Below are 22025 nucleotides of genomic sequence, written 5' to 3' on the forward strand. Positions count from 1 at the left end.
CTGCCGGGAGCCTCCTCGCCGGAGAGGCGTCTCCGACGGGTCAGGAACCCTTTGTAAAGGGTTCCCGACACCCTCCTAAACTTTTTATTGCTCGCTTCGCTCGAGGTCCTGCGAGTTTGGATATTTAATTTACACGGTCTTGCGACGTTAGTCGCAGAATGGGATTCCAAAGGGTACAGCCCTTTGGCCGCCGGAGGCGAAGTCACCTGACAATGGAGGCCGAAGGCCGATTTCCCATTCTGATTTCTACTCCCCGACCTTCTCCATATCCAATATCATTTCCACCAGATCTTCATCATGGGGATCGGGGGTGACCACGAAACCGAACTTCTTGGACAGCCCTTGCATGGCCTTGTTTTCGATCATGGTCTGGCCGGAGAGCACCTTGGTGCCGCGCTCCTTGGTGTAGCGAATACCCTTGTCGAACAGCAGCGAGCCAAGTCCGCCGCCCTTCTGGTCGGAACGGACCACGATGGCGAATTCCGCCTCGGTGTTGTCCGGCTTGGTGTTGGTGCGCATGACGCCGAGGGTTTCGAGGTTGCCATCCTCGTCCGGGGCGGATGCGATGAAGGCCATCTCGCGGTCGTAATCGATCTGGGTGAAGCGGGCGATGTCCTTGTGGTCGAAATCGCGCTGCACCACGCCGAAGAAGCGGAGCCGAAGATCCTCGTCGGACAGGCTGGCAAGGAAGGCGCGGTGCGTGTCCTCGTCCTCGGGACGAATGGGACGGAGCGTGACTTTGCGGCCGGTCTTGAGGCTGACGATCTCCTCCAGTTCGCGGGGGTAGGGCCGGATGGCGAGACGGGCCTCGCCTTCGCCCTTGAACGGAGCAATGGCAATCTTGCCGCCCAGCGCCAACACGCCTTCGGAGTCGGCGTAGAGGGGGTTGATGTCAATGGAAGTGATCTGCGGCACATCCACGATGAGCTGGGAAATCTGGATCAGGGTCAGACAGATGTCGTCCACGTCGGCCGGGAGCTGGGAAGGGGTGCCTTCCAGCAGGGTGGCGATGCGGGTACGCCCGACAAGTTCCTTGGCCAGCGACATGGAGAGCGGCGGCAGGGTCAGCGCCGTGTCCTGAATCATCTCGCGGGCCATGCCGCCATGGCCGAAGGAGAGAACCGGGCCGAAGACGGGGTCCACGTTGCCGGAAATGAACAGCTCATGCGCGCCGGGGCGACGACCCATCTTCTGGACCGTGAAGCCTTCGATATAGGCGTCGGGCCGCTCGCGGGTGCAGCGGGCCAGAATCGAGGCCGCGCCTTCCCAGACGCGTTCAGGCGTCTCCAGATCAAGGAGCACTCCACCCACGTCATAGGGCTGGGGAATCTGCGGACTGCGTAGCTTCAGGGCCACGGGATAGCCGAGAGCGTCGGCCGCAATGACCGCTTCCTTGGCCGAAACCGCGATGCGGGTCTCCACCACGGGCACGCCGTAGGCGGCGAGGATGTCCTTGGCCTCGGGCTCGGTCAGCGACTCGCGGCCTTCGTCCAGCGCTTTGGCCACGATGGACCGGGCTGCGTTCGTGTCCGGGAAAAAGTCTGTGGGCAGGGAATCCGGTGTCTCGATGAGCAGTTCCTGGTTTCGCAGGTATTCGGCCATGTAAAGGAATGCGCGGACTGCGTGGGTGGGCGAATCATAGGTCGGGATGTCCGCCTTGCGGAAGACTTCGCGGGATTCGTCGGCTGCGCCGGAGCCGAGCCATGCGGTCAGGACCATGCGTTTGACCCGTTTCAGGGATTCGGTCAGGGCTTCGGCCACCTCCACATCGGGCTGGGCCGTCCACGGTACGTGCATGACGAGGATGCCGTTGGACCCCTTGTCCTTGAGCAGCAGCTTGAGCACATCTGAGTATGCCTTGCCGTTGGCGTTGAACGGTATGTCTACCGGATTGGAGCGGGACCAGCTTTCGGCGCCCAAAATGTTATCGATGGCCTCAATGGTGGTGTCAGACAGTTCCGCCAGTTCGCCACCGCCCGCCAGCAGGCGGTCTGCCGCGAGAATGCCGGCGCTGGTGCCGTTGGTCAGGATGGCGAGCTTCTTTCCGTATACCGCCTTGGGCGTACCCAGTGTCTGGGCTGCGTCAAAGAGGCCGTCGATGTTCTCCACGCGCAACATGCCTGCGCGGCGGAAGGCCACGTCGTAGACCGCATCCACCAGACGGTGGTCGCCTGTTTCCTTGAGCTTGAGGTCGGCGAGGACCGTATCCAGCGCCTGCCCGGGGCGGATGACCAGCACCGGCTTGTTGCGCGAGGCGGCGCGGGCCGCGGACATGAACTCGCGGGCATCCTTGATGGACTCAACATAGAGCATAATGGAGCGGGTCAGCGGGTCCGACCCGAGATAGTCGAGAATATCGGCAAAGGAGACGTCGATGCGACTGCCCAGCGCGATCATGTGGGAAAAACCGATGCCCTTGGCGCGCGCCCAGTCGAGGACCGTGGCGAACAGGGAGTCGGACTGGGAGATGAAGGCCACCTTGCCGGGCTTCAGGTCGGAGTGTGCCAGCGAGGCGTTGAGATTCAGGGACGGCACCATGAAGCCAAGGGATTTTGGCCCGATGAGGCGGATGTCCGGGGTGTTGGCGATGGACAGGATGGTGGACTTGATGTCCAGCCGCTCCTCCGGTGACATGGAGGCAAAACCGGAGCCCATGAGGACGGCGCCGCGGGTGCCGCGCTCCTTTAGGGAGTGGATGATCTCCGGCACCTCGTCCAGCGGCGAGCAGACAATGGCCAGATCCGGCGACTTGGGCAAATGCTTGACGGATTTGTGGGTCAGCACACCTGCGATGGCCTCGGCCTGATTGGAGACCGGCATGACCGGGCCCATGAAGCCGCCTGCCATGATGTTGCGCATGACGATATTGCCTGCGTTCCGGGGATCATTGGTGGCGCCGATGACCGCGACGGACTTCGGCTTGAACAGATATTCGAGATTGATGACGCTCATGCTGCCTCGTGCTTTGAGTATGGTGTCGTATTCTTGTGAGATTACCTTTTTTTGCCCATAGGGCGCAACAACGTAATGTAACCTAGAATATACTGGTAATAACAACACTGACCTGACATTATGTATGATCATGATACGACTGTGTGCTGCCTTGCTCCTTACATTTTTCTTGTTATCCCCGTCGGTTGCCGGGGCGCAGGAGCTGTTTGTCCTGACCATCCCCAGCCCCCCTTATAATTATGAGGAGGATGGGCACGTGGCTGGCATGGCCACCGAAGTGGTCCGGGAGGCGTTCCGTCGCATGGGCATCGAAGGCAAATTTGCCATGATTCCCTGGAAGCGGGGTTTGCAGATGGTTAAGAATGGCGAGGCAGATGCCATCTTTCGGGCTTCGCTGACAGAGAATCGCACAGGCTACATGCTGTTTCCCGACGAGCCGCTGGATGTCGGCGAGGTGGTTGCCTTTCGACGTAAGGGATCGGAGGCTGCCGTATCGGTGGATTTCACAGATGCGCAGGGCCTGCGGACGGGTATCGGTCTAGGGTTCTCCTATGGTGAAGCGTTTGACAAAAACTTCAAGGCCGCCCGCTTTGCCAAGGTGGATTACGGCATCACCACCCAGCAGAACATGAAGAAACTCATGGAAGATCGGATCGATCTTCTCTTCGTCAACAAGGTTGTGGGATGGCATACGGCACGGCAGCTTGGACTGGAGGACAAGGTGGAGGTCGCCACTGATCGTCAGGGCCGGGAAGTCGTCTATGTGACGGATGACAACTACCTCGCCTTCTCCAAAAAGACCGTGATGCCGGAGCTGGTCGCCCGTTTTACCGAAACGCTCAGGGAGATAAAGCGGGACGGTACCTATGATGCCATCTTCGGCGGCAAGTAGTCGTTGACTCCACGATAATCATGTCTCCATGCTGTTGCATGGGCTATAGTTGATTCCATGCGATACCTTCTTGGAATCTTCCTTTTCTTGTTCTGCCTTCATGTTCCGGCTGCTCATGCGCAGTCATTGCGTGTCGTTACGTTATACGGCCCGCCCTATGGGTATGAAGTTGATGACCGTGTTGAAGGCATCGCGGCCGACCTTGTGCGGGAAGGGCTCGGCCGGATCGGCTACGAGGCGGAGATTACCATTGTGCCGTGGAAGTGGGGATTGGAAATGGTGCGCGTCGGTCAGGCAGACGCCATCTTCAAAGCCCTCAAGTCTACCGAGCGGGAGGAATACCTGCATTTTCCTGAGGAACCGCTCGTTCTGGAGCGAACAGTCGGGTTCAAGGCTGACGACACCAACGTTCGGCTTGGTCAGGACTTTTCCGGCGCGGAGTCCATTCGGCTCGGTGTGGGGGCCGGCTTTATCTACGGCTCTCCGGTGGACGAAATCATTGCGAAGAATCCTTTCAAGAAGATCGATCCTGCTCCTACCGTGGAGCGGAGCCTGGAGAAACTGCTGGCTGGCAGAGTGGATGTCGTGCTGGCAGACAAAATCCCGGCCGTCTACTCCGCCAGAAGGCACGGTATGGTGTACCGTCTGGAAACTCTGGTCGACGAAGAGGGGCATGAGATCGTGTTCAGCAGAGCTCCCACCTACCTTGCCTTTTCCAAAAAGACCTCCTCCAAAGATTTGGCCAAGCGGTTTTCCGAAGCACTCAAGGCTATTAAGGCGGACGGCACATACTATACAATCCTCAAGCGTTACAACGTGATGAGTTTGGATATCCAATTTGAGGAGCAGTAGTAGGGAAGGTGTTCATTTCCCGGTAAGAGTTCCTCCGATCTTGGGGGGAAAAGAATCATATCCCCTTTTCTTGTATTTGGTTATCGTCGTTCCATGCGGTATTTCTTTGGGCTCATATTGATTCTGATTTGTCTGCTTGCACCAAAGGCGCACGCAGACGAGTTGCGCATAGTCACCCTTCATTCTCCTCCCATTGCATTTGAACAAGGCGGCAAGATTACCGGTTTCGGTGTCGATTTGGTGCGTGAAGGGCTGCGCCGTATGGGACACACCGCGACGGTCAACATCATTCCGTGGAAACGGGCGGTCCACATGACGCGCTTCGGCGATGCCGACGCCATTTTCTATATGGTGGAAAACGTCGAGCGGCGGAAATGGTTCTACTTCCCGGATGAGCATCTGGTCATGGAGACCACGGTCATGCTCAAGCGGGCAGGTGAATCCTTTGGCTTCTCCCGCGACCGGACCGATTATCCGGAAGTCCGCCTTGGTCTGGGGCTCGGGTATTACTACGGCCCGGAACTCAAGGAATTCCTTGATAATGCGGAGTTTGAATCCATTGAGACCGCTCCGGCCATTGAGACCAATTTTTTCAAGCTGCTGGAGAAGCGGATCGATGTGTTCCTGTCCGATCTGGCGCTGGCGCAGTATTTTCTGAAGGAGCGCGCCTCTGGGCATATCGTGTCCATTGTCCGTGGGCCGGACGGTGAGCCGCTCGTTCTAGATTCGGTCAAATCCTACCTCGCTTTTTCCAAGGAAACCATGTCCCGTGAAATGGCCGACGCCTTTGCCGACACCCTCAAGGAAATGAAGGAAGACGGCACCTGCGAGCGCATTATCAACAAATATCGTTGATAACCCCTAAAGTTATTCGTTCTCCTGCCGAATGTCCTGTTTAGGGAAGGTAATGTTCCACGACAGGAGGAACTCACATGGTTTTTGAATCCAGCATTTCACAGGTCTCTCAATTTACTGATTCTCTGAATGTTCGACAGGCTCCGGCTTTGGAGAAAACTGTTGAGGAACAGGGACAGGAAGCTCGCAACCCGAATCAGGGCGGTGACATCGTCACCATTTCCCCTGAGGCTCGCGCACTGATTGCCCCGGAGAATTCCGGCGATTCCAACAACGCGAAAGGCGAGGCCGAGAAAGGGCTCACCTTGAGCATGGGGCAGGCCTTTGGCCTGACTCCCGAGCAGGAGCAGCGCGCCAACGCATTGTTCGATGAGTTGGACACCATCTTCGGCTCGGGCAAGGAGTTGACCTCGGATCAGGAGCAGCGCGTTGATGTCATCTTTACCGAGTTGGACTCCATGTTCCCGGTGGAAGAGGAACTTCGGTTGTCCGCTGAAGACGAGAAGCGACTCGATGCCCTGTTCAAGGAACTGGACTCCATCTACGCCAATAAAGAGCTGACTCCGGAACAGGAGAAGCAGGCTCTGAAGCTCGAGAACGAGATCGAATCCATCTTCCAGAATGCGGAGTTCGCCGAGCAGGATGGAGAAATCAACATCTCTTCCGAAGCCATGCAGCCCAAGCAGGAAACCAAGGAAGAGGCCACTTCCACCACTGACCAGACCATAGATCGCCTCAAGGAACAGATCGAGAAGCTCGAGGAAGAGATCAAGGAACTGGAAAAGAACGACACTCTGTCCGAAAAGGAAAAGAACAGCCAACTCCAGCAGAAGCAGGCCCAGCTCATGGAGCTGAATGATCAGCTCGTGAAGGTCCAGCAGGAACAGCTCAAGGAGTCTGGCCAGGCCATCGGCGGTGGTACTCGAGCCAACGGCTTCGGTAACAGCGTGGCATCTTTCTAGATTATCTGATCCAACATGAAAGCGCACAAGGCGCGGCAACAGAACGTTGCCGCGCCTTATTCATGTACTATAACATGTTTGACAAGGCTCACCCCACACACGTATTTTGATAAGTGGAGAAGAGCCCTATGCCCATAACGTTCAAAGTAATCCCCATGGGGGACTATTTGCTGATCGAATCGCAAGGAAGCCCTGCGTCCTTTGATGAGTTCAGGTCCTATTACCTGTCCTACATTAAGGAGTTGGATGAGAGCGGTCTGAGAAGGGTGTTGGTTGATTCTCGAAAAGTCGACTATGCCGGCTTAGACTATCATGATCTCATCGCGTTCATGGACGATATACTGATCAAGGGCAGAAATCTGATCGGCAATCGAACGGCGGTCCTTTCGGGGTTGAGCAACAAGGCCCATTATTCCCGTCTCGAATCCCTGGCAGTCAACCGGAGCTTTTCCTTTCGCTGGTTCACGACCATGGATTCGGCCCTGGAGTGGCTGCTGAGACCTTGAACTGCTCCGTTTAATGGTGCGGAGCGAGATCTTCTGGTGGGCATTTGTGCCAGGGATTGTCGCCCATGGCCATCTTGAATCCCACGCGGTAGAGCTTCTTCATGTATGTCGGGTCGAACATCTCGTCGGACTCCTCATTGAAGGAGGGCGGGATAAAGGCGAGATTGTAGTCCACACCATCCCGTTGCGCTGTGGCGTACATCCGATAGAGGTCGCCGATCCCCTGATTACGGATCAGTCCTGCCAGTGACCGGGTGGCGATGGCGTTCAGCGTCGGCTCCACCTGAATGCCGCTGGACACCAGCGCGTCGTTGCGGATGATGTAGAGCTTCACCTTTCGGGTGTCGCCCATCTTTTCCATCACTTCCCCCAGTCGAACAGACACGGGGTAGGCGAACACCTGATTGGTGACGCCGCCGTCCACGTGCATTTCATCATAAGTGACGCCGTCTGCTTCCACATGGAAATATACGGGCGGGAAGGCCACCGGCACCGAGGCCGAGGCGAGAATGACGTCGCGAATGAGTTGGTGCGCCTTGGGGTTGTCGTACTGGGCAATCTCGCCAATATCCCAATACACGGGCCGCATCTCGTCGAGGTTGGTGGTGCCGATGAATAACCGCCGCCCTTTGCGGTGGGCCTTGGCGATCTTGCGGATGACCTCTGCAGTCACAAAGGTCTTGAGCTGGTGGCGCAGGGGCTCGGTGGTCATGAGGGAATCCCCGGCCAGCGCCGAGCCAATGGGGCGCATCTTGGCGATCTTGTCTGTGTCGAAGGTGGTGTAGAACATCTCCACGAGATTGTCGTATTCCGGCCCGAGGAAGGCAAAGGGCGCAATGAGTGCGCCGGTGGACACGCCTGATACCACTCGGAATTCGGGACGGTCTCCGCGGGCCGACCACCCGGAAAGGAATCCGGCTCCAAAGGCGCCATCAGCACCGCCACCGGACAGGCTCAGAAAAATGAGCGGCTCGTCATTGGCATACAGGGCAGCGCCTTTTTTCCAGTCTTCGGCCATCTCTTCCGGGGCCTTGAAAACAGTATCGCCGTAGAAACGGATCTCATCGAAATCCGGCATGACCGCTTCATGTTGCAATTCCACTGGCACGGCCTGTCGTTTAAGGCCGCAACCAGCCATTGTGGTCATCAAGAGCAAGGCCATCGCGATATGTGTGCAAAGATGTATTCGGGAAATGTATTTCATGATGTCTCCGCCCAAGGTGGGTGCTACTCGGTAGCTATAAGCCACTAGGCGGGGGCTGCCAAGTTGGTTTGTTTGTCCCGATATAAGAAAGGCGCGACATGTCTATTGTCGCGCCTTTGGTTGAGGTGGTTGGTTAGAAGGGCATGCCGCCGTTCACGGAGGTGTCAGACATCTGGTAGGAAGAGCCTATAGCCTGCTGGCGATAGTGCATGGCGACCAGGGCCTTGCGCAGTCTCGGATCGTCTGATTTCCATTCGATCAGCGCATATGCGTAAATGCTGCCGCCACCCTGAGACGTTTTGAAGCGGTACATGCGGGTGGAACCGGCAGGCAGGTCAAAGGTACCGGTGCCGGTAGACACGTTGGTTCCGCCACTGAATACCTGTGAATAGGAGGCGGTAACGTCGTTGCCGTCTTTGTCGAACACAGTCACCTTACATGTTACATTGCTGCCCGACACGTTTGAAACGTACAAGTGGCTTGCCGCATTAGCGGTGGTGGAACTGTAATAGGTGAGAAGTCCGGGCACTACGGTGCCACCCTGTGCGCCAAAACAGGTGGTCTGAGCCTGTGCCACGCCGCACAGCAGCATGAGCAGAGCCAGAGACAACAGGGAGATTTTGCATTTGGTCATGAATATTCCTCCTTGGAATGGGTTGATTGAGACCGTTTGCATTTCCTTTCGCCGGGCAATCTGACCGCTCGGCGAAAGCTATTTACGGGGCCGTTCCCCGAAACCGCTGTCAGCGTAAGCCCTGTTTTTGCGCCAAACCGTCTACGGGTGTGGCCGGATATCCATTAGGCGTGAGAATGATGACATTTCCTATTGACTGGTTTTTTGATTTACCAATTTATCCATTCCAATTCGACTTCTGCCGTTCACGGAAATAACCAACCATTCACCGTGTGCATCCCTGACCTCTCGTCGAAGTCCAACCGTTCACCGGCCGATTCGGGACCGTTCACCTAAAAATGATCACGGTTGCGTCCGCCTTTCTATAAATGTTACTCATCCAACGTGGCACCAGCTGCCACGGCCGGTCAGCCCGTGAGCGGGTTGCGGTCCGTCCTCAAATGGATTTCACGAGAGAGAAGATCAACGAAGTCAGGAGAGATCATGAGCGAAGAGAAGAAAATCGAGAGTTTGCAAAAAGAAGGACAGATATTTCAGCCGGATGCGGATATGCAGGGCCAGGCCTGGATCAAGTCCATGGAAGATTACGAGGCCGAGAACGAGCGCGCCCTGAACGACCCCGAAACCTACTGGGGCGAGCGCGCCAATGACCTTCTTTCCTGGTTCTCCGATTTCGACAAGGTATTGGAAGCGGATTACGACAAACCCGAATTCAAGTGGTTCTCAGGCGGCAAGACCAACGTCTCCTACAACTGCCTGGACCGTCATCTCACCGATGGCCGCCGCAACAAGGCAGCCCTCATCTGGCAGGGTGAGCCCGAAGAAGACACCCGCGTCTACACCTACCAGATGCTCCACACCGAGGTGTGCCGCTTCGCCAACGTCCTCAAGAAGAAAGGCGTTAAGCGTGGCGACCGTGTTTCCCTGTACATGCCCATGATTCCCGAGCTGGCCATTGCCATGCTCGCCTGTACCCGCCTTGGTGCACCGCATTCCATCGTCTTTGCAGGTTTCTCCTCCATTGCGCTCCAGTCCCGCATCGAAGATGCCGAGGCCAAAGTGCTCGTCACTGCCGACGCCGTTCTGCGCGCTGGCAAGACCATCCCGCTCAAGCCCAACGCTGACGAAGCTCTCAAGGATTGTCCCTCTGTTGAGCAGTGCATCGTGGTTCAGCGTGGTGGCAACGAGATCAACATGGTCGAAGGCCGCGACTCCTGGTGGCACGACGAGATGACCGCCGAGGACATCACTTCCGATTGTCCCTGTGAAGAGATGGAATCCGAAGATCCGTTGTTCATCCTTTACACCTCCGGTTCCACCGGCAAGCCCAAGGGTGTGCTGCACACCACCGGCGGCTACCTGACTTACGCAGCCCACACCACCCAGTACGTGTTCGACGTGAAAGACGACGACGTTTACTGGTGTACAGCTGATATCGGCTGGATCACCGGTCACTCCTACATCGTGTACGGCCCCCTCGCTCTGGGCGCCACCTCCGTGATGTTCGAGGGCGTTCCGTCCTATCCGAAGCCGGACCGTTTCTGGCAGATCGTGGACAAGTTCAAGGTCAATATTTTCTACACCGCACCTACCGTTATCCGCGCCCTCATGCGTGAAGGCGAAGAGTGGACCAAGCATTACGATCTCTCCTCGCTGCGTCTGCTCGGTTCGGTCGGTGAGCCCATCAACCCCGAAGCATGGCTCTGGTACCACAACAACATCGGCGGCGGTAAGCTGCCCATCGTGGATACCTGGTGGCAGACCGAGACTGGCGGTATCATGATCTCCGCCTTGCCGTACGCCACCCCGCTCAAGCCCGGTTCCGCCACTCGCGCGCTGCCCGGCATTTCCGCCAAGATCGTTCGCCGCGACGGCTCTCCTGCCGATGCCAACGAAGGCGGGCACCTCATCATCGACAAGCCGTGGCCCGGCATGCTCCGCAATGTTTGGGGCAACCCCGAGCGTTACAAGTCCACCTACTTCGCCGGGTTCCCCGGAGCCTACGAAGCCGGTGACGGCGCCCGCGTGGACGATGACGGCTACTTCTGGATCATGGGTCGTCTTGATGACGTCATCAACGTCTCCGGTCATCGCATGGGTACCGCAGAGATCGAATCCGCCCTCGTGGCCCACGCCGACGTGGCCGAAGCCGCAGTCGTCGGTATGCCGCACGACATCAAGGGCGAGACCATTTACGCTTACGTCACCCTTAAGTCCGGCATCGAGCCCGACGACGATCTGATGAAGGAACTCAAGGTTTGGGTGCGCAAGGAAATCGGCCCCATCGCCACTCCCGAGTTCATCCAGTTCGCAGACGGTCTGCCCAAGACCCGCTCCGGCAAGATTATGCGTCGAGTGCTCCGCAAGATCGTTGAAGGTTCCGACGAGTTCGGTGATACCTCCACACTCGCCGATCCGGGTGTCGTGACCGATCTGGTCGAAGGAAACAAGGATTTGGTCAGCTAGCCGAAGCCTTTCAGAGAGAGATAGAAGCCCCGTACCGAAAGGTGCGGGGCTTCGCTTTTGGGAGATGGGAGGGTGGAACCGCCTGCGGCGGGATGAAGAATGAACTAGCAGGGCTTCCCGCCCTATCGCTGCTGTCGACAGCTCTAAAGCTCGAAGACTCGCTAAGATCTGACGCGCACCTGGCCAAAGGCCGAGGGCCTTTGGAATCCCGTCTGCGGCTGCCGCCGCAAAGTTAGGTAGAGACAGTTTTTTAAATACGTTTGGCCTCGAGCGAAGCGAGCGATAGAAAGTTTTGGAGATTCCTGAGAACCTTTTACAAAAGGTTCTTAGGTCGTCGAAGACGCCTCCCCGGCGAAAGGGCCCCGCAAGGGGATTCTTTGCACCAGTTGCTATGGTTGGCTGATGTGCTTACGGTGCAGCAAACACGATGGAGACAACTATGAGCGAATATATCGAGAATCCATTTGAAGATGGGCATTGCTTCTTCTGCGGCCCTGACAATGCTGATGGGCTTAATCTCAAGTTCAAGCACGACAAGGAGGCCGGGGAAGTGGTCTGCGAGTATGTCCCGGAGCAGCGATTTCAGGGGCAGGGCCACGTCTTCCATGGTGGCATGCAGATGGGACTCCTCGATGAAGCCATGTGGTGGACAGGGTATGCCCAGACCGGCGTGAAGGAGGCTGTCACCATCAATGCGAGTTTTCGTTTTCTCCGACCCGTCTACATCGGTGAGCCTGTCACCATCGCCTGCAAGGTGAAGTCGTTTGAGAAAGGTTCTATCAAACTTTCAGGAGCCATCATCAACAAGGATGGAAAGAAGTGTACCGTGGTTCGGGGTGAATATCGCGTCATCACGGATCAGTATGAGACGGTGATTGAGCGGTGATGTGACCGTTTTGGTCCATGGCGAGACCATATTTAATAAAAAAGCCGCCTCAAGGGCGGCTTTTTGCGTTGATTTTGACCAAAACTAGTTTCCAACGAACTCCAGACGCTTGGCTCCGTCCTCTTCGATGATTTCGACAATGGCTTCCCAGCGCTTGAAGCAGTTGACCGTCAGTTCAGAAGGCTTTTCCAATTCCGAACGGGGGATATGGATCTCGGCCACAACGAAATATTCCTTCACGAAGAGCAGACACCACGTTTCTTCGTCGACCTGGTGGTGCTTGAAGGGCATGCCGAACTGTGTCTTCAGTTCGGGGTAGGGCGTGTCGTGGGTGACCACACAGACCTCGTCAAAGTCGTAATATTCCAGGAAGCTATCGAGGGAAAAGGGCTTGTCGTGATCGTAGCGGTCACTGGCAAGCGCTTTGTGGAACCGATTGGCCACATAGGTATCGGTGTAGTCGAGCGTGAGGGCAGCAATGCCCGCCGTACTTACTACAAGAAAGACAATTAATGCATACTTCCAACGAGTCATGGTCATCCTCCCGACTGGAGTCTGCGGAATCATTAACTATTAATATACTCTCCTCAAGGTCGATGGTCAAATGCCCCTCCTGAGCTGTCCTGAGCCTCGCCAGTGTCTATACACTCCTATCAAATATGTAATGGTCAAAAATTACAATTTTAGCATTTTTCGATTCAAATTTGCACTTTTGTCAATCTAAAGAAGTTCATTTTTGTATAAAACCAAGGAAAACAGCCAAAAAAAGTTGGCATCTGTTTTGCACATAGTGGGGCTCGGAGGTATTCAATGAATCTTGTAGACAACGCTTTCATCCTTATTTGTGCTGCCCTGGTCATGTTCATGACCCCGGGCCTGGCTCTGTTCTACGGCGGTCTGGTCCGCTCGAAAAACGTCCTTGCCACTATCATGCAGTCGTTCATCATGCTGGGATTGGTGTCCGTACTGTGGGCTATCTGTGGTTATTCTCTCTCCTTCGGTTCCGATATCGGCGGCCTCATCGGCGGTCTGGACTTCGCGTTCCTGAATGGTGTGGGAATGGACAACCTTAATTCCCCGGCAGACAATCTGCCTCACCTGACCTTTATGATTTTCCAGTGCATGTTCGCAGTCATCACCCCCGCACTGATCTCAGGCGCATTCGCCGAACGCATGAAGTTTGCCGGCTTCATGGTGTTCTCGGCCCTGTGGCTGATCCTGGTCTACGCCCCCATGTGCCACTGGGTCTGGGGCGGCGGCTGGATGGGTGAAATGGGCGCTCTTGACTTCGCTGGCGGCGCAGTCGTTCACATGAGCTCCGGTGCCGCGGCACTGTGTTGCGCCATCCTCATCGGTAAGCGCAAAGGCCATGGCTCCACTGCCTTTATCCCGCACAATCTGCCCATGACCATTCTGGGCGCAGGCATCCTCTGGTTCGGTTGGTTCGGCTTCAATGCCGGCTCCGCTCTGGCTGCTGATGGCCTTGCAGCCAACGCATTCGTCACCACACACATGGCTACCGCAGCCGCAGCCCTCTCCTGGATCGTTGCAGAGTGGATGCACGGCGGCAAAGCCACCACTCTGGGTGCCGCATCCGGCGCAGTCGCGGGTCTGGTCGCCATCACCCCGGCTGCCGGTTTCGTGACCCCCATGTGGGCCATCGTCATCGGTCTGGGCGCAGGCGTCATCTGCTACGGCGGCATCATGCTCAAGAACAAGTTCGGTTACGATGACGCCCTCGATGTGGTCGGTATCCACGGTCTTGGCGGCACATACGGCGCTCTGGTCACTGGCGTATTCGCCACTGTGGGCGCTGAAGGCCTCATCGCAGGCAACGCCAACCAGCTCTGGATCCAGTTCGTTTCCGTGGTCGCCACCTGGGCATTCTGTTTCGCCATGACCTTCATCATCTTCAAGGTTGTCGACGCCACCATCGGCCTCAAGGCTTCTGACGAAGAGCAGGACAAGGGCATGGACATCGCTGAGCATTCTGAAACCGGCTATCAGTGGTAGTCAGCTAGGCGATGGAGGCCCGATTGTCGCGTTGCTCATCAACCTCAAACCCTTGCGTACGAGGAGTACGCGTCGGTCTTGAGCTTGATTCGCGCCTTGCACTCTAACCACCCTCGCCAACCTGGAACAAAACTTCTCCCAAGGAGATGCAGATATGAAAAAGATTGAAATCATCACCCGGACCTTCAAGCTCGATGAGGTTCGGACGGCCCTGACCGGCATCGGCGTGAAGGGTATGACTGTGAACGAAGTCAAAGGCTTCGGACGCCAGGGTGGACACAAGGAAGTCTACCGCGGCGCAGAATATCAGGTGGACTTTGTCCCCAAGATCAAGATCGACGTGGTTGTCGAGGACGATTTCGCTTCCGAAGTCGTCGAGGCTGCCACCAAGGCTGCCCAGACCGGTCAGGTCGGCGACGGCAAGATCTTTGTTTCACCCGTGGAAGAGGTTGTCCGAATCCGCACCGGTGAGACCGGCGATGATGCCATCTAGTGAAGAGGAAAGGATGCCGCCTTTTGGCGGGATCAAAATCGGATTAGCAGGGCTTCCCACCCTGCATCCGGCCTGAGGCATAGTGCCTCGGGAATCCCGTTCTGTGCCTTTGGCACAACCAACTCCGCGCTGAAGGCGCAGAATGGGATGATACAACTTTGCCATAACCCGTAACCCGTAACCTCACCAACTCCCATTTGTCCGGTCATCATCCCAGACCGGGCTGGAATCGGTCCACCCCTGAGCGGTTTGAGAGTCCCGAGCAGGCAGCCGACCGAATCACGCCGCAAGAGCGGCAGCCGCCCCAGACCCCAAACTGGGGCGGCACGGCCCGCCGGGGCACCTGAACCAAACCCTCCCGGCGGGCCGCCCCATTTTTTCTTGTGTGCGCAATTGTTGTCCGACCTGCACCAACGCTGCCCGGACTGCGGGCAGACATAAATGGCTGACAAAGGGGTAAAGTATGTCACAAGCGGCATACCGGGCTTGCACATGAATGGCATGACATGTGATATCAATTTCACCATGCAGAACATCATCGCCCGAATTATCCCTGTGTTTATGGTCGCGCTGCTCCTTGCGGGGTGCGCCCATTATCCTCTGAACATGACCGAAGAGGAGTGGACCCGCCTCTCGCCACAGCAGCAGATGGACGCCCGCGAACGGCAGGCCAGGCTCGATCAGGAGCGCGCCATTGAAATGGAAAAGGTGCGCCTTGAGCAGGCTCGCAAAGAGGCAGAGCAGACCCGGCTGGAAGAACAGCAGGAGATTGAGGCGGGCATGATCGCCAAATACACTGGCGTATGCATTGGCGGCTCCCGTTGCCCCGGTGGCGAAAAGGAGCACATCTACAGCCTTGGTCAGTTTGCCTATGTGGATAAGATCGTGTTCAAGGCCCATGACAACATCGGCAAGAAGCACAACGCCACTGTAGATATCTTTGCCGACCGCATCCCGGTTGCCGAAAATGTGGACATCAAGCAGCACGGATCGGACCACACGTTTTTCGTGGGTGAGATCACCCGCAACATCATCGTCAAGGTCCACAACGACGATGAAGTGAAGATTACGGAACTCAGAATTTACGGTTCGCCCCTGAAACTGGATAAGCCACGAATCATCATCAAGCAGTAGCCTATGACCCAGCCTGACAGTCATCTCCCCGAATCCGCCAAGCGATTGAAAGCGGCCCGTCTCGCCCTGTGGGAGCGTGCCAAGGAAGGTTCGGTGGGTGGCTTTGCATGGGAACACACCCATCTGGTGGACGGCTACTTCGGGGAGCGTGTCCTCGAGGCCGGAAAGCAGCCGTTCTCCTTTGCGCTGGTGGCGGTGGGAGGCTACGGCCGCGGGCGCCTGTGTCCCGGTTCGGACATCGATGTTCTTCTGCTCTTCAAGCGACGTATCCCCCGCGCCGCCGAGGCATTCGTCAAAGCGCTCCTTTTTCCTTTGTGGGATTTGAATCTCGATCTCGGCCACGGTGTTCGCACCATTTCGGACTGCACCTCGTTGGCCAAAAAAGACTTTCAGGTGCTGGCTTCCCTGCTGGATGCGAGGCCGCTGGCCGGAGATGCCGAGGTTTTTCATGCATTTCGGGACGCCTTTGACAAAAAGGTGCTCAAAAAGCGGGGCCATGACTTTGCCGAAAGTCTGCGCGCCCACAACGTCACCCGCGCTGACCAGTATGGAGATTCCACAGGAATGCTCGAGCCCGAATTGAAGAACGGGCTGGGTGGTCTGCGGGACGGACAGCAGGTTTTCTGGCTGTCACGCGTCATGTCGGCCATGGGTGAGAAGCCGGTCTTCCTTCCCGAAGAGCTGGCCCGACTGCGCGAAGATCAGGCTTTCGTCAATCGCGTGCGCACTGCGCTGCATCTTTCCGCCGGACGCAAGAACGACCGTCTCTTTTTTGATCTCCAGCCGCCCACGGCGCGCCTCATGGGTTTTGCTGCGCGGGATGGCTCGCCCAAGGACACCGGCCGGGGCGTCGAGTTCTTCCTGTCCCGTCTGCATCAGGCCATGACCCGCATCAAGGCCATGCGTGAGACCTTGTTTCAGGAGGGCTTCCCTCAGTCGGCCGCGCCGGTTGCGGTTGCAGCGCCCAACCTCGGCGCAGGGCCGCGAGGCATCTATTTCAAGAGTCAGTCAGCCGTATCCCCGGACAATGTACTGACTGCGTTCAGCGAGTCTGCCCGGACAGGGCTGCCCCTGACATGGCGTGCGCGCCGACTCATCCGGCAGTATCCCGGGCGTTACGCCAGCGGTCTGATTGACCGCCCCGAAACGCTCAACTCTCTGGTGGAGATTTTTACCTCGGAGCATGCAGATGTTGCTTGCGACGGGTTACTCGAGACCCGTCTGCTGCCTGCCATCTTCCCGGAGTTCGGCGATGTGGAGCATCTGATTCAGTTCAATGACTACCATGTCCACCCAGTGGGGCGGCATACCCTGGAGACCATCTCGCGCATGTCGGGATTCCTGCATGGAAATTCCGAGCCATGGGCCGTTGAAATTGCGTCGACGATCAAGGCTCCAGAGGTGTTGATCCTCGCCGGATTCTTCCATGATCTGGGCAAGGACGAGCCCGACCATTCCATAGCTGGCGGCAGTATCGCTCGGGAGGTGTTGACCCGGTTCGGTATGCCCATGGAGCAGATCGACGACGTGGCTTTTCTCGTGGAGCAGCATCTGCTCATCCCCAAGGCCGCCACACGGCGTGATCTTTCTGACGAGCGGGTGGCTGCTGAGGTAGCGGGCGTTGTCGGCTCGCTGGAGCGGTTGAACATGCTCTACCTGCTGTCCGTGGCCGACTCCATGGCCACTGGTCCGCGGGCTTGGAACAACTGGACCAAATCCCTGTTCGCCGAGCTCTACTTCAAGGTTCGCCATCTGTTGGATCAAGGTTCGTTGGCCGCGCCAGATGGCACTCGTCGCTTGAAGACTGTCAGGGGAGAGGTGCTGGCACTGGAGCACGGACTGGACCCCGAATTTCTGGATGCGGCGCTCAATGCCATGCCGCCCCGTGCGTTTCTTGCGCTGGATGCCGAGACGCTGGTCGCCCACGCCCGGCAGGTGAAAAAGTTGTGGGACGCCGTGGCGCAGGACCGCATCCGCAAGCCGTCGCGCATTGCGGGCAAGGGCGTGAATCTCATCGAGGTCGCCCCGGGCAGGGCATCCGGCACCTATCAATTGACCATTGCGGCGTTGGACCAGCCCGGTCTGTTTGCGACTCTGGCCGGAGCCATTTCACTGCATGGGTTGAGCATCCTCGCCGCTGATCTCTTTACCTGGAAGGACGGTACCGCCGTAGACGTGTTCACCGTGACGTCCCCGCCGGAGAATCTGTATCCGGATGAAGTGTGGGCGCGCATCTCCCGTTCCATCTCCTACGCCATGGTCGACAAGCTGGACATTGCCTCCCGCTTGGAGGATCGACGCAAGTCGCCCTTGCACAAGGATCGCCACGGTCCCAAGCTCAAGCCCATCGTTTCCGTGGATAACGACTCCAGCGATTTCTACACCCTTATAGAGGTGGCGGCCACGGACCGGACAGGGTTCCTCTTTGACATGGCCCGCACCCTTGCGGCGCACCGGGTGTCCATTCACCTCGCCAAGATCACGACCATCAAAGGGCGTGCAGCAGATATTTTCCATGTTCGTGACGAGGTTGGTGGCAAGATCACTGATCAGGAGCGTCTGAGCGACATCCGAAAGGATTTATTGGCTGCTGCAGAAGCATAGAAGGGGCGAACCTGTGGGAGAGCAGGTTCAACTCGTTGGTTTTGCATGCAGCCCAAAAAACGAGGGCCATCCCAGTGACGACTGGAATGGCCCTCGCGTTTTTTGGAAACAATAATCCTATTGAACGGGCTCTTTGGGCGCTTCGGCGAAGAATGCGTCGGCCCATGTGAAGGCATGCTGGTAGCTGACTGCTACGGTGCCGGGCAGGAGGTTGAGCTCCTTGGCGGTGACGCCTACTTCGTCCCAGTCGGACTGCTCGATGGCGCGGGCCAGATCGAGCCAGAGGGAGTAGCGGTTCACCTTTCCGCACAGGGCGGCCTTGATCTGATCATCCACAGGGAGCTGTTCGACAATGGTCTCCATGTCGGTGTCGAGCATGGCGCCGAGCAGGGAGAAGAGGCCGAGCATGAAGAGCTTGTCGGACTCGTCCTCGTAGCCGCCGCCCAGAGCCGCAGTCTCGAAAAGCTTGGCGCGATGGGCAGACAGGTAGGCGAGCTCCTTGCTCTTCTCGGACGGGGTCATGTCCGTGAGGATGATGAGCCTGAGCCAGTTGCGGATGGGCTTCCAGCCCGCGAGGACAACGGCCTGTCTGATGGACGTGACCGTGGTGGCAAAGCTGAAGTTGGCCGAGTTCAGAAAATTGAGCAGCCGATAGCTGATGGAGACGTCCGCCTCAATGGCCGGAGCCAGAGAATCAAAGTCCGGCTCTTCTTTTTCGATAATCTCGAAAAGTTTGAGGCGGGTGGCTTCCGAGGACGTGATCTTGCGCCCGGACTCGGTGCGCGGGTGCTTGAAGAAGAAACCGTGGAACAGGTCAAAACCGACTTCCTTGGCCCGGGCCAGATCGTCGGCGGTTTCCACGCGCTTGGCGATGGTCATGGGCGAGCCAATCTTTTTGCCTTTGGCCATGATCTGGACCAGATCGGCGTCGGATTTGCCTTCCACATCCACAATGAGGATGTCGGCCAGTTCGGCCAGCGGTTCGCAGCCGGGTTTGCCTTCGAAATTGTTTACGGCCACTTCGTAGTCGCCTTCCTTGAGGTCGCGCAAGGCGCCAAGCAGTTCCGGGCTGGCGTCGTCGAGTTCTTCGAGGATGACAACCGTATTGCTCCAGGGGATCGCATGGTGGGTGCCGCGAATGACGTCTTCGGGTGTGAAGTGGATCATGAGTCGGGCCTTGTCGCCGCCGAGGCCGCCGCACAAGGGGAGATTGGCTACCAGATTCATGGTGGCTTCGGAGTTGTCGCTGATGACTGCGCGATCCGCATCGTCGCTGTCGCGGAACAGCATCAGGTAGCCCCATGTTTCGTTATGAGAGTCGAAAATGGGCTGGCGGGCGATGAATATTGATTCGTAGGCTCTGTCTTCTGTCATGATAGGTCCTTCGGGGATATATATAGAGATAGCAGATTCACATGGATTAGCGAAAAATGTCAATGTTTGGATGGGGTCTTATAGCGTAAACAGAGAACCTGTAACGTTTACTTAACAAGCGACGCTTGCCCCTTTCTTCTTTTGCCCGAGTGTATTATGTCATCTGCAACAAATCATAGAGAGATCCCGTCGGGGGCATGAAAAACACGAGAAGAGGTTTTCGATGCACATAGGCAAAGCCATACGTTTGGAGAGGATTTTCAACCGCAACACAAACAAGACCATTATTGTGCCCATGGATCACGGCGTGACCGTGGGGCCCATCAGCGGTCTGGAAAAAATGCGGGACACTGTTACCAATCTGGTAGCGGGCGGCGCCAACGCCGGTCTGGTTCACAAGGGACAGGTCAAGCTGGGCCACCGCATGCAGGGCCGCGACTTCGGTTGCATCGTGCATCTGTCCGCAGGTACCTGTCTGTCGCCGTTTCCCAATGTGAAGCGACTGGTCACCACCGTGGAAGAGGCTATTCGCCTTGGCGCTGACGGTGTCAGCGTTCACGTGAACCTTGGCGACGAGACCGAGGGTCAGATGCTCAGCGATCTGGGCAGCGTTGCCGCCTCTGCCGGAGAGTGGGGCATGCCGCTGTTGGCCATGGTCTATGCTCGCGGTCCCAAAGTGGAAGACGAGTATGATCCGGAAATGGTGGCTCATTGCGCCCGTGTCGGTGCCGAGCTGGGCGCTGATGTGGTCAAGGTGAACTATACCGGTGATGCCGAATCTTTCGCCCACGTCGTGGATTGCGCTTGCGTCCCCGTGGTCATCGCCGGTGGTGCCAAGCTTGATTCCACCCGCGACTTCCTCGACATGGTTCGTGTCTCCATCGACGCTGGCGGCGCAGGCCTTTCTGTTGGCCGTAACGTGTTCCAGCATCGCGACTCTACCCGTCTGGTGGAAGTGCTTAGCCGCATTGTCCACGACGACATGGATGTGGACTCCGCGCTGGAAGGCTACGAGGACATCCTCTAGTCCTTTTTCGAATACGCATTGTTTTCGTCCCCTGCCTGATGATTCGGGCAGGGGACGTTTTTTGTTTCCGCCTTATCCTCGTCTGAACACGCCACTGCGCCCGAGATGCGAAAGCCTGCTTCAGCCAATTCTCTGGCCTTGGGCTGCTTCTTGTCCTGTATGCGAAATATCATGATCGCCTTGCGCATCGTTTCTCCTTGCTGTCTGCAGTATGGTTCCCGATGTAGCTGCGAGCGAAATGTAGTGTTGTCTATTAATATCGAAAAACCGATGCAACGATATGGAAGAGGGTGCCGAAAGTCTAGTTAAAATTGAAAATTTTACTACGTAATAGCCTATTTTACTTTGATTTTTTCTTAAAATAACTTTTTAAGTTTTGATACTGCATTGTGTCGTGTTGTTTTGATTCATCTATTGAAGACAGCACTGTGTCGAGTGGGTGAGAGTTGTATTGCGGTTGCTTATTATTGCAATAGAAAACGCCCGGTGCATTAGTATGCACCGGGCGTTTCAATTTGGATTGGTCTGTAAGGGCTAGGCGTTGCTTTCGCTTTTGAAGACGAACAGCGGCAGTTCAGCCAGGGTTTCCCACTTTTCATCAACTTTTACGGCGACGCTGACGGTGTGTTTGCCTTCGCCTTCCACCTTCAGGCCCGGCAACTGGAAGTTCATCTTGTGCAGCATGGTCTCGCCGGGCTGGATTTCCTGAATGCCCAGCAGCGTTTCTTCGCCATTGGGCGGGGTGATCGCCAGAGAGACGGTGAACGGTTTACCGATGGTGTCGCCCATTTCCCACAGGCTGGCGAAGTAAATCGGCGGCAGCACGGTGGGGAACTCCGGCACCACGGCGTGTTCGATGGTGCGGATGAAAGAAGTGGAGTTGGAATCCTTGTCGATGAGCAGGTCGGCGCACATCAGTGCGTAAACGAGTTTGGGCATGTTCTCTCCTTTGGGGGTGGCCCATGTTGTGAAAAAAATCAGATTATGAGGTCGGCCTGCGGCCTTCATTTGTTAGATGACTTCGCCTATCTCTGCTGTCTACATCCGTAAGGCTCGAAGACTCGCTAACGGCTGAAGCCCGGCGGGCAAGGACTCGCGCCCTTGCATCCCATACTTGCGCCTTCGGCGCGGGATGATTTGCGCCAAAGGCGCAGAGTGGGTTTCCAAAGGG

At 56.9% G+C, this 22025-nt stretch carries 19 protein-coding genes; 12 read left to right on the forward strand and 7 right to left on the reverse strand.

Annotation, left to right across the window (positions count from 1 at the left end):
- Positions 1 to 246: 246 nt before the first annotated feature.
- Positions 247 to 2952, reverse strand: a complete 2706-nt coding sequence (locus HFN16_RS06830) for a bifunctional acetate--CoA ligase family protein/GNAT family N-acetyltransferase (protein ID WP_168890042.1) — start codon at positions 2950 to 2952, stop codon at positions 247 to 249.
- Between the two features lie 124 nt (positions 2953 to 3076).
- Here HFN16_RS06830 and HFN16_RS06835 point away from each other — a divergent pair, with 124 nt between their 5' ends.
- The 5 genes from HFN16_RS06835 to HFN16_RS06855 all read left to right on the forward strand — a co-directional run bounded on the left by HFN16_RS06835 (position 3077) and on the right by HFN16_RS06855 (position 7019).
- A complete protein-coding gene (locus tag HFN16_RS06835) occupies positions 3077 to 3844 on the forward strand; it encodes a transporter substrate-binding domain-containing protein (RefSeq protein ID WP_168890043.1) in 768 nt (255 codons plus the stop codon).
- A gap of 57 nt (positions 3845 to 3901) precedes the next feature.
- Positions 3902 to 4696: a transporter substrate-binding domain-containing protein gene (locus HFN16_RS06840; protein WP_168890044.1), complete on the forward strand. Its 795-nt coding sequence runs from the start codon at positions 3902 to 3904 to the stop codon at positions 4694 to 4696.
- A gap of 162 nt (positions 4697 to 4858) precedes the next feature.
- Positions 4859 to 5551 carry a transporter substrate-binding domain-containing protein gene (locus HFN16_RS06845; RefSeq protein WP_168890045.1) on the forward strand — a complete coding sequence of 231 codons (693 nt, stop codon included), beginning with the start codon at positions 4859 to 4861 and terminating at the stop codon, positions 5549 to 5551.
- A 77-nt stretch (positions 5552 to 5628) separates the two neighbouring features.
- The gene (locus HFN16_RS06850; RefSeq protein ID WP_168890046.1) at positions 5629 to 6513 is read left to right on the forward strand and encodes a FlxA-like family protein; all 885 of its coding nucleotides are present in this window, start codon (positions 5629 to 5631) and stop codon (positions 6511 to 6513) included.
- A gap of 128 nt (positions 6514 to 6641) precedes the next feature.
- Positions 6642 to 7019 carry a hypothetical protein gene (locus HFN16_RS06855; RefSeq protein WP_168890047.1) on the forward strand — a complete coding sequence of 126 codons (378 nt, stop codon included), beginning with the start codon at positions 6642 to 6644 and terminating at the stop codon, positions 7017 to 7019.
- 10 nt (positions 7020 to 7029) lie between these two features.
- Here HFN16_RS06855 and HFN16_RS06860 read toward each other — a convergent pair whose 3' ends face one another.
- On the reverse strand, positions 7030 to 8223 hold the full coding sequence (locus HFN16_RS06860) for a patatin-like phospholipase family protein (protein WP_168890048.1): 1194 nt from the start codon (positions 8221 to 8223) through the stop codon (positions 7030 to 7032).
- Positions 8224 to 8356: 133 nt separating this feature from the next.
- The gene (locus tag HFN16_RS06865; protein WP_168890049.1) at positions 8357 to 8857 is read right to left on the reverse strand and encodes a hypothetical protein; all 501 of its coding nucleotides are present in this window, start codon (positions 8855 to 8857) and stop codon (positions 8357 to 8359) included.
- Positions 8858 to 9340: 483 nt separating this feature from the next.
- On the opposite strand from HFN16_RS06865, the gene acs reads away from it, so the two are divergent.
- Positions 9341 to 11323 (forward strand): acetate--CoA ligase, encoded by a 1983-nt coding sequence (gene acs / locus HFN16_RS06870; protein ID WP_168890050.1) that lies wholly within the window; start codon positions 9341 to 9343, stop codon positions 11321 to 11323.
- Positions 11324 to 11762: 439 nt separating this feature from the next.
- Positions 11763 to 12209: a PaaI family thioesterase gene (locus tag HFN16_RS06875; RefSeq protein ID WP_168890051.1), complete on the forward strand. Its 447-nt coding sequence runs from the start codon at positions 11763 to 11765 to the stop codon at positions 12207 to 12209.
- Positions 12210 to 12293: 84 nt separating this feature from the next.
- On the opposite strand, the gene HFN16_RS06880 is transcribed toward HFN16_RS06875, so the two are convergent.
- Positions 12294 to 12743 (reverse strand): hypothetical protein, encoded by a 450-nt coding sequence (locus tag HFN16_RS06880; protein WP_168890052.1) that lies wholly within the window; start codon positions 12741 to 12743, stop codon positions 12294 to 12296.
- A gap of 276 nt (positions 12744 to 13019) precedes the next feature.
- Between HFN16_RS06880 and HFN16_RS06885 the strand changes: the two genes are divergently transcribed.
- The 4 genes from HFN16_RS06885 to glnD all read left to right on the forward strand — a co-directional run bounded on the left by HFN16_RS06885 (position 13020) and on the right by glnD (position 18453).
- Positions 13020 to 14222 (forward strand): ammonium transporter, encoded by a 1203-nt coding sequence (locus HFN16_RS06885; protein WP_168890053.1) that lies wholly within the window; start codon positions 13020 to 13022, stop codon positions 14220 to 14222.
- Positions 14223 to 14376: 154 nt separating this feature from the next.
- Entirely contained in the window at positions 14377 to 14715 is a 339-nt protein-coding gene (locus tag HFN16_RS06890; protein ID WP_168890054.1) for a P-II family nitrogen regulator, read from the forward strand.
- Between the two features lie 492 nt (positions 14716 to 15207).
- Positions 15208 to 15849: a hypothetical protein gene (locus HFN16_RS06895; protein WP_210772242.1), complete on the forward strand. Its 642-nt coding sequence runs from the start codon at positions 15208 to 15210 to the stop codon at positions 15847 to 15849.
- Positions 15850 to 15852: 3 nt separating this feature from the next.
- Positions 15853 to 18453 carry a [protein-PII] uridylyltransferase gene (gene glnD, locus HFN16_RS06900; protein WP_168890056.1) on the forward strand — a complete coding sequence of 867 codons (2601 nt, stop codon included), beginning with the start codon at positions 15853 to 15855 and terminating at the stop codon, positions 18451 to 18453.
- Positions 18454 to 18570: 117 nt separating this feature from the next.
- On the opposite strand, the gene HFN16_RS06905 is transcribed toward glnD, so the two are convergent.
- Positions 18571 to 19827, reverse strand: a complete 1257-nt coding sequence (locus HFN16_RS06905; protein ID WP_168890057.1) for an HDOD domain-containing protein — start codon at positions 19825 to 19827, stop codon at positions 18571 to 18573.
- Positions 19828 to 20050: 223 nt separating this feature from the next.
- Here HFN16_RS06905 and HFN16_RS06910 point away from each other — a divergent pair, with 223 nt between their 5' ends.
- On the forward strand, positions 20051 to 20854 hold the full coding sequence (locus HFN16_RS06910; protein WP_168890058.1) for a 2-amino-3,7-dideoxy-D-threo-hept-6-ulosonate synthase: 804 nt from the start codon (positions 20051 to 20053) through the stop codon (positions 20852 to 20854).
- Here HFN16_RS06910 and HFN16_RS06915 read toward each other — a convergent pair.
- Positions 20851 to 21042: a hypothetical protein gene (locus tag HFN16_RS06915; protein WP_168890059.1), complete on the reverse strand. Its 192-nt coding sequence runs from the start codon at positions 21040 to 21042 to the stop codon at positions 20851 to 20853. The genes HFN16_RS06910 and HFN16_RS06915 overlap by 4 nt on opposite strands.
- Positions 21043 to 21388: 346 nt before the next feature.
- On the reverse strand, positions 21389 to 21793 hold the full coding sequence (locus HFN16_RS06920) for a hypothetical protein (protein WP_168890060.1): 405 nt from the start codon (positions 21791 to 21793) through the stop codon (positions 21389 to 21391).
- Between the last annotated feature and the right edge of the window lie 232 nt (positions 21794 to 22025).

Source organism: Pseudodesulfovibrio sp. zrk46, assembly GCF_012516435.1.
Lineage (GTDB): Bacteria > Desulfobacterota > Desulfovibrionia > Desulfovibrionales > Desulfovibrionaceae > Pseudodesulfovibrio.